Origin of the sequence: Mesorhizobium sp. M4B.F.Ca.ET.089.01.1.1 (genome assembly GCF_004022605.1) — a bacterium.
GTDB lineage: Bacteria > Pseudomonadota > Alphaproteobacteria > Rhizobiales > Rhizobiaceae > Mesorhizobium > Mesorhizobium abyssinicae.
Genome location: NZ_RZOS01000346.1, coordinates 1 through 6,319 on the forward strand (window position 1 = coordinate 1; position 6,319 = coordinate 6,319).

Genomic DNA, 6,319 nt, shown 5'->3' on the forward strand with positions numbered 1-6,319 from the left:
GTCATCCACCAGACGCGCCGCCGCGACATAGGCCGGCGCGTCCTTATCCTTCCATGCCCTGGCGAGCGCCTTCTTCGCTTCGGCGATGGATGAAACGACCATCGAGCCGCCGTCGGCGAACCTGATCGTCAGGGGCAGGAACCGGCTCATCGCCGTTCACCAGCCGAACCACTCCCTCGTTCGCCACAGCAGCCCCGCGAAGGGCGCGATCGTGAAGGCGGCGATGCCAAGCACCAGAAGCGGATGCGTCATCTCAAGCGATCTCATGTTTGCCGATTTCATCTCTGCCGATTTCATGCCTGCCCATTTCATGGTCTGCTTGTCTCCGCCTTGGCTGCGTCGAGTGGCTACATGTTGCTTGCCGGCCGGATCGGCGGGTGCGGCCGAAATGGTGGCCGCGGTCGCGGCTTCAGCGGGACGTCGGCGAGCGCGTCGCGGCTCGGCCTGAAGGGGGCCGGAGAAGCGGCCGCGCGCTGGCGCAGCAAGGTCGAGGACAATCTGCCGATCAGATTTCGAACGTCCATTGGGCTCCTCCCAGTGCCCCCCGCCGCAAATGAACTACCACCTCGCGCCTGCCGGCCGCATTTAACTTTGATGTATCCGCGGGACGGGCGGACACGGTTCATTGCGACCAGGTTTTCGCCCGCCAACCTTTTCGGCCGGCATGCGTTGTCCCTTCGAACCGAAGGAGAAACCGATGCTGACAAGGTCCGACACGTCGAAAGCCGCCCAGAAGCAGCGCCGGGTGCAGCGCAAGGTCGACGCCCGCGACCGCCGCAGCCCGAAGGCTAAGGAGCCGGCCGCCATGCAGGCCGGCGCCCGCCGCTATCCCGAACCGCCTTTTCCGAAGCAGCATCATCCGAAGCCCGGCCAGGAGTGGGCGATCGAGCCGGCGCCGCTCTACGACGCGCCGTTCTGGCAGGGCTCGAAGAAACTCGACGGCAAGGTGGCGCTGATCACCGGCGGAGATTCCGGCATCGGTCGCGCCGTGGCGGTGCTGTTCGCGCGCGAAGGCGCCGACGTCGCCATCGCCTATCTCAGCGAGGATCGCGACGCCGAGACGACGAAGCGCGCCGTCGAGGCCGAGGGCAGGCGCTGCCTGGCGCTGCGCGGCGACGTCGCCAAGCGCGCCTTCTGCCGCAAGGCGGTCGAGCAGACGGTGAAGGCATTGGGTGGCCTCGACGTGCTGGTCAACAACGCTGCCTTCCAGATTCATTCGACCGATTTCGCCGACCTCACCGAGGAGCATTTCGACACCACGCTGAAGACCAATCTCTACGGCTATTTCCATATGGCGCAGGAGGCCGTGCCGCGCATGAAGCCGGGCTCGGCCATCATCAACACCGGTTCGGTCACCGGTATCGAGGGGTCGAAGCATCTGGTCGACTATTCGATGACCAAGGGCGGCATCCACGCCTTCACCCGCGCTCTGTCGGGCAACCTGATCGGCAAGGGCATCCGCGTCAACGCGGTGGCGCCGGGCCCGGTCTGGACGCCGCTCAACCCTTCGGAGAAGGAGGCCGAGGATGTCGCCCAGTTCGGCGCCAAGACGCCGATGAGGCGGCCGGCCCAGCCGGAGGAGATCGCGCCGGCCTATGTGTTTCTCGCCTCGCCGCAATGCTCAAGCTACATTACCGGCGAGATCCTGCCGATCGTCGGCGGCTATTGAGGAGACTTGCGTGATCTTGAGATGCGGGGAGGGGCCTAACCCTTGCGCTTGCCTTCGGAGGGTGCCTTCACGACGACCTGCGCCTCGCGCATTATCCGGAGCGCCTCGTCGCGGGTCAGGCCGCATTTGCGGGCAAAGTAGGATGCCTCATAAGCCTCGGCCGCGGAGGCGGCCGGGATCGCGGAAAGCATCGGTCTTGGTTTCTTCTTGGCCATCGGTTCACGATACCACGAATCGTTTAGTCAGCTAATATGGCATCTTTGTTTGCCAATGCAAATTTTTGCTATTTGCAATGCGGTCATGGGCGAACGTGCTGATGGCCCGAGGGTTCCTCCAAAAAAGTGACGCATCTCCAGCCGGCGGCACGGAGGCCGCGGGTCAGGCAAAAGTAGCCTAAACCTTGAAGGATTTTGAAACGTAATTATATCAATGACTAAGCGTGCTCTTGCACGCGAAACGTAGTGCTTTGGTCAAGCTTCATCTTCATGGAGGTTGTCTATGGCAATGATGATGGAAGGAAAGAGGGGCCAGGATTGGATCAATCTTGTCCTCGCGATCTGCCTGTTCATCTCCCCCTGGATCATCGGGTTCGCCGCTGAGACGATGCCCGCGTGGAACGCCTGGATCGTAGGCGTTGCGCTCGGCGCGCTGGCCTTGGCGACGCTTTCGGTGTTCGCGGAGTGGGAAGAATGGGTCAATCTCGTCCTCGGCCTTTGGCTGATCGTCTCACCCTGGCTGCTGGGCTTCATGGCAAACGCCAACGCGATGGCGACCCATGTTGTTCTCGGCATTCTGGTGGTTGCCGCATCGGCCTGGGCGGTCTGGGATGTCCATCATCCGCACGCGCATGCGTGACGGGTGATTAACTGGGAGCCCGCCGCGCGAGCGGCGAGCTCCTTTGAAGCAATTCCGGGAAAAGTGTGCAGCCCGTCCGGGACTGCGCAGGAGACATGCCGGGGCATGGGCTGAACGCCGGTGGCCGCGCCTTCACGAATTGCTGCAACCGGAAAGCATTTCGTGCATTCTTGGGAATGGCCTCGATGCTCCGCCCCGAAACGCCCGCGAAATGCTGCTCCTATTGCGGCGGCCGCGACCACGAATTCGAGGACTGCCCCAAGCGCAAGGCCGATGCCGAGAAGCAGAAGGAGGAGGCTGCCAGGCTCGAGGCCCAGAATTCGAAGGTCCCGTCCGGCTAGCATCGGCCCGGTCAATCCGTGCCTGCATCCAGCAGCGCGGTTCGCCCGACCTCGCTCGCGAAAGCCGCCAGCAGTTTCATTCCCTCGGCCCAATCACCCAGTCCGCTGTCGCCATTGATGTGGCCGAGCGCTCCCGCAACATGGAGGCCGCTTCCCCATTGCGCGGCCTTTGTCCCGGCATACTCCAGCGAGCCATAGGGGTCGTCGGTGCTGGCGACGATGAGCGAGGGAAAGCGGAGCCGCTCCGCCGACGCGCCGGCAAAGCCGCGCACCGAGGCCGGAAAGGCCTGGCTCGCCGGGTCGGGAACCGCGACCAGGAAGGCACCGGCGCAGGCACGCTTCGACACAAGCTGCCAATGCGCGACCAGCAGGCAGCCGAGGCTGTGGGCAATCAGGACGGGCGGGGCATTCGCCGCCGCCACCGCAGCGTCGAGGGCGCCGATCCAGTCGTCGAGGTCCGGCCGCTCCCAACTGGCCGGGCTGAAGCGGCGCATGGCCGGGTTCGCCCGCTGCCAGCGCGTCTGCCAGTGTGCTTCGCCCGATCCGCCGATGCCGGGCACGATGATGAATTCGTTCATGGACATTCCTGTCGATGCGATGCCGCCAATTCTAGGCCTTCCGCCAGCCGGCGGAATGAGAGATCATCGGAAAGCAGGCAGGTTTCCCGATGGATTGAAGGCAGGCATGGCAAACGGCGAGACAAGAGCGAGGCTCGACCCCACCGACATGGCGATCGTGGAGATCCTGCAGGAGGACGGCCGCATCGGCATTTCCGCGCTTGGCCGGCGTGTCGGCCTGTCCCAGCCCGCTACTTCCGAGCGGGTGAGGCGGCTGGAAGAGCGCGGCATCGTCGCCGGCTATCGCGCGGTGGTCGACCCGACCGCCCTCGGGCTCGGCACCATGGCCGTCATCCGGCTGCGCACCACGCATGAGCACATCCAGGCCTGCCTGCAGAAATTCGCGCAGATGCCGGAGGTGATCGAGGTGCTGCGGGTGACCGGGGAGGACTGTTTCCTGGTCAAGGTGCTCGTCCCGTCGCCGCCCGATCTCGAGGCGATCGTCGATGGCATCGGCCGCTACGGCGCGGTGACCACGAATGTGGTGCTGCGGGCCGAGCCGCCGAAGCGGCTGGGGCGGGAGCTGGTCATGAGATGAGCGCCGAGGTGGAGTCTACCGCCGCGCGTGGCGCACCGCGCATCGGCCACAAGCACGGTCTCGAGCCCTGACTTTTTCTGGGAGGAGTTGAAAAACGGGCGTCGAACCGGTCTATATCGGGGCGGGGGTGCGCGGGTGACGGATATCGTCTCGATCAGGGTGAGTGCGGAGCCTGCCGGGCGGCTGTCGGCAGGGCGCTTGCGGTTGTTCGCATTCATCGCCATCGCCGCGTTCATGATGGCCGGTCCGGTCGCGGAGCAGGTCTTCGGGGTCCGATCGGCATGGCTGCGGTCCTGGACCATGTTCAGCGCGATCGGGATGGGCGTGATCGACGCTTCCTTCGAAATCCGCCTGTCCGACGGCGCGCTTGTCCCGCTCGACCGCTTCGAGATGCTCGGCGCCTCTCGCAACGGCAGGCTTAAGCGGATCGAAAGCCGTGACGAACTCGCTTCCGTCATCAAGCGGCTCTGCACGGCCGCCGGCCAGGGCGCCGACATCCGCGTCCGCGCGCGCCAGGCCGCGCGCGGCGGCTGGCAGACCATCCATAGCGATGCCGAAAATGCCTGCGCCGACTGACGCTATCGCCGGCTGGCGTCCGATTGATGCCGTGGCGGCACGCTTCGTCGGCTGGGCGGTCGACACCGAGGGCTCGTCGCGTTCGTCCGCGTTGATCCGCATCGGCCTGGCGATGCTGTTCTGGTCGCGCTGGGCGGGCGAACTGCTCCTCTACATCGACCAGTCGCCGGCCGGCCTGTTTCTGGCCGTCAACTTCTTCACGGCGACAGCGCTGCTCTTCGTCGGCTATCACAGCCGCGTCGCCGCCGTCTGGACCGGCTCGGTCGGGCTGGCGATGTACTACTATTTCGGCTTCCAGCTTGGCCACGAGCCCTGGACCCACCATCATGTCTATCTGCTCACCGTCGCAGTCCTTCTGATCGCGCTCACCCCCTGCGGCCGCTCCTACTCGCTGGACCGCTACCTGGCGGTGATGCGCGCCGAACGCGCCGGCCTGCCGCCGCCGGCGGAGCGCGGCAATCTGTGGGGGCTGCGGCTGATCGTGGTGCAGCTCTCGGTGCTCTATTTCTTCGCCGCCTTCGACAAGTCGAGCTACGCCTTTCTCAGCGGCGCGCGGATCGAGCAGATATTCCTCTGGTACTACGCCGGCTCGGACTATCCGGCCGGCCTTGCCTGGCTCGCAATCGTCGTTTCCGTCGCCGTGGTCGCGCTCGAATACTGCCTGGCCTTCGGCCTGCCGTTTCGCCGCAGCAGGCGCTATCTGGTCCTGCCTGGCCTGGCCTTTCACGCCATCATCTATCTGACGCTGCCGGTCTATACGTTCAGCGCCACCATGGCGTTGCTCTATCTCGCCTATTTCGATGCCGATGCCGTCGACAAGGTCATTGCGCGTCTCCAGGGGATCGGATTGGCAGGGACTGCCGGAGAGGAAATTTCGTGAAGCGTGGTTTGTTGTTTTCGGGCGCTCTCGTGACCGCGGGGGCCATCGGTCTGGCCATGATCTGCGGCGCGGCCCGTGCCGGCAGTGCTGAGGCCTATTATCCCAAGCGCGCGTGGGGTTCCTTCAACGGCGGCCAGATGAACACGTCGCTGCTTGTCTTCCGCGACCTCAACAGGAACGGCGTCTACGATCTCGGCGACCGGCCGATGTCGCGCGCGGCCGTCGAGCTCGACAAGCCGAACGGCAGCACCATCATGCGGTTGACCAATGTCGACGGCTTCGCCAATTTCCGGATGTCGGTCATTCAGCGCGATCTCGAAGTCGTCGACCCCGGACATTATGCGTTCCGGGTCGTGCCTCCGCCGGGCTTCTCCGTCACCACCGGCAACGCTTCGCAGGAAAGCGACTACGTCGTTTCGCCCGGATCGCCGGGCGACATGATCGCGCTGCGCACGACGCACCCGGTCGGGCTCGCGGCGGATCTGACGATCAGCGGCGTGGTCGCCGCCGGATCGCGCGTTTCCTTGACGGGGCCGGACGGCGTCACGGCCGCTGCCAAGGTCGGTCCAGACGGGCGCTTCAGCGCACCCGCGACATCGGGCGAATGGCTGGTCGACGTCTCGGTCGGCGGGGCGACGCAGCGCCGGCACATTGTCGTCGGCGCGGCGCCGGTGGTGATCTCAGCGGTCTCGGGCAAAGGCGGACCTGAGGAGGAGCCGCTGCCCAACCAGCATATTGTCGGCTTCGACGACCTGATGACGTCGCCCGGCGTGTTCGAAATTCCGTCCGGTTATGGCGGGCTCAACCGGGACAAACTCGTTTCCATTCACCAGAGCTTCACCC

At 65.2% G+C, this 6,319-nt stretch carries 9 protein-coding genes; 7 read left to right on the forward strand and 2 right to left on the reverse strand.

Annotated elements, in window-relative coordinates; genetic code table 11:
• The first annotated feature begins 697 nt into the window (after window positions 1–697).
• The gene (locus tag EN780_RS25120) at window positions 698–1,669 is read left to right on the forward strand and encodes an SDR family oxidoreductase (RefSeq protein WP_128275629.1); all 972 of its coding nucleotides are present in this window, start codon (window positions 698–700) and stop codon (window positions 1,667–1,669) included.
• 35 nt (window positions 1,670–1,704) lie between these two features.
• On the opposite strand, the gene EN780_RS25125 is transcribed toward EN780_RS25120, so the two are convergent.
• Window positions 1,705–1,884: a hypothetical protein gene (locus EN780_RS25125; RefSeq protein ID WP_128275630.1), complete on the reverse strand. Its 180-nt coding sequence runs from the start codon at window positions 1,882–1,884 to the stop codon at window positions 1,705–1,707.
• 283 nt (window positions 1,885–2,167) lie between these two features.
• Between EN780_RS25125 and EN780_RS25130 the strand changes: the two genes are divergently transcribed.
• Together EN780_RS25130 and EN780_RS38940 are read left to right on the forward strand one after the other, a co-directional pair.
• Window positions 2,168–2,524 (forward strand): SPW repeat protein, encoded by a 357-nt coding sequence (locus EN780_RS25130; RefSeq protein ID WP_127285774.1) that lies wholly within the window; start codon window positions 2,168–2,170, stop codon window positions 2,522–2,524.
• A gap of 185 nt (window positions 2,525–2,709) precedes the next feature.
• Window positions 2,710–2,865, forward strand: coding sequence for a hypothetical protein (locus EN780_RS38940; protein WP_189556716.1), 156 nt, complete (start codon window positions 2,710–2,712; stop codon window positions 2,863–2,865).
• A gap of 11 nt (window positions 2,866–2,876) precedes the next feature.
• On the opposite strand, the gene EN780_RS25135 is transcribed toward EN780_RS38940, so the two are convergent.
• Window positions 2,877–3,443 carry an alpha/beta hydrolase gene (locus tag EN780_RS25135; RefSeq protein WP_128275631.1) on the reverse strand — a complete coding sequence of 189 codons (567 nt, stop codon included), beginning with the start codon at window positions 3,441–3,443 and terminating at the stop codon, window positions 2,877–2,879.
• 106 nt (window positions 3,444–3,549) lie between these two features.
• Here EN780_RS25135 and EN780_RS25140 point away from each other — a divergent pair, with 106 nt between their 5' ends.
• The 4 genes from EN780_RS25140 to EN780_RS25155 form a co-directional block, all read left to right on the forward strand.
• Window positions 3,550–4,020, forward strand: coding sequence for an Lrp/AsnC family transcriptional regulator (locus EN780_RS25140; protein WP_128275632.1), 471 nt, complete (start codon window positions 3,550–3,552; stop codon window positions 4,018–4,020).
• Between the two features lie 27 nt (window positions 4,021–4,047).
• A complete protein-coding gene (locus EN780_RS25145) occupies window positions 4,048–4,596 on the forward strand; it encodes a hypothetical protein (RefSeq protein WP_128275633.1) in 549 nt (182 codons plus the stop codon).
• Window positions 4,580–5,476, forward strand: a complete 897-nt coding sequence (locus EN780_RS25150) for an HTTM domain-containing protein (RefSeq protein ID WP_189556718.1) — start codon at window positions 4,580–4,582, stop codon at window positions 5,474–5,476. The genes EN780_RS25145 and EN780_RS25150 overlap by 17 nt, the downstream gene beginning before the upstream one ends.
• Window positions 5,473–6,319 (forward strand): hypothetical protein (locus EN780_RS25155; protein ID WP_210215049.1); only part of this gene is annotated, 847 nt, incomplete at its 3' end. The genes EN780_RS25150 and EN780_RS25155, both read left to right, overlap by 4 nt.

Bases quoted from the DNA above. Each gene is read 5' to 3' on its own strand.
- EN780_RS25140 (WP_128275632.1), top strand. From the start codon at position 3,550: ATGGCAAACGGCGAGACAAGAGCGAGGCTCGACCCCACCGACATGGCG.
- EN780_RS25120 (WP_128275629.1), top strand. From the start codon at position 698: ATGCTGACAAGGTCCGACACGTCGAAAGCCGCCCAGAAGCAGCGCCGG.
- EN780_RS25130 (WP_127285774.1), top strand. From the start codon at position 2,168: ATGGCAATGATGATGGAAGGAAAGAGGGGCCAGGATTGGATCAATCTT.
- EN780_RS25135 (WP_128275631.1), bottom strand. From the start codon at position 3,443: ATGAACGAATTCATCATCGTGCCCGGCATCGGCGGATCGGGCGAAGCA.
- EN780_RS25150 (WP_189556718.1), top strand. From the start codon at position 4,580: ATGCCTGCGCCGACTGACGCTATCGCCGGCTGGCGTCCGATTGATGCC.
- EN780_RS25125 (WP_128275630.1), bottom strand. From the start codon at position 1,884: ATGGCCAAGAAGAAACCAAGACCGATGCTTTCCGCGATCCCGGCCGCC.
- EN780_RS38940 (WP_189556716.1), top strand. From the start codon at position 2,710: ATGCTCCGCCCCGAAACGCCCGCGAAATGCTGCTCCTATTGCGGCGGC.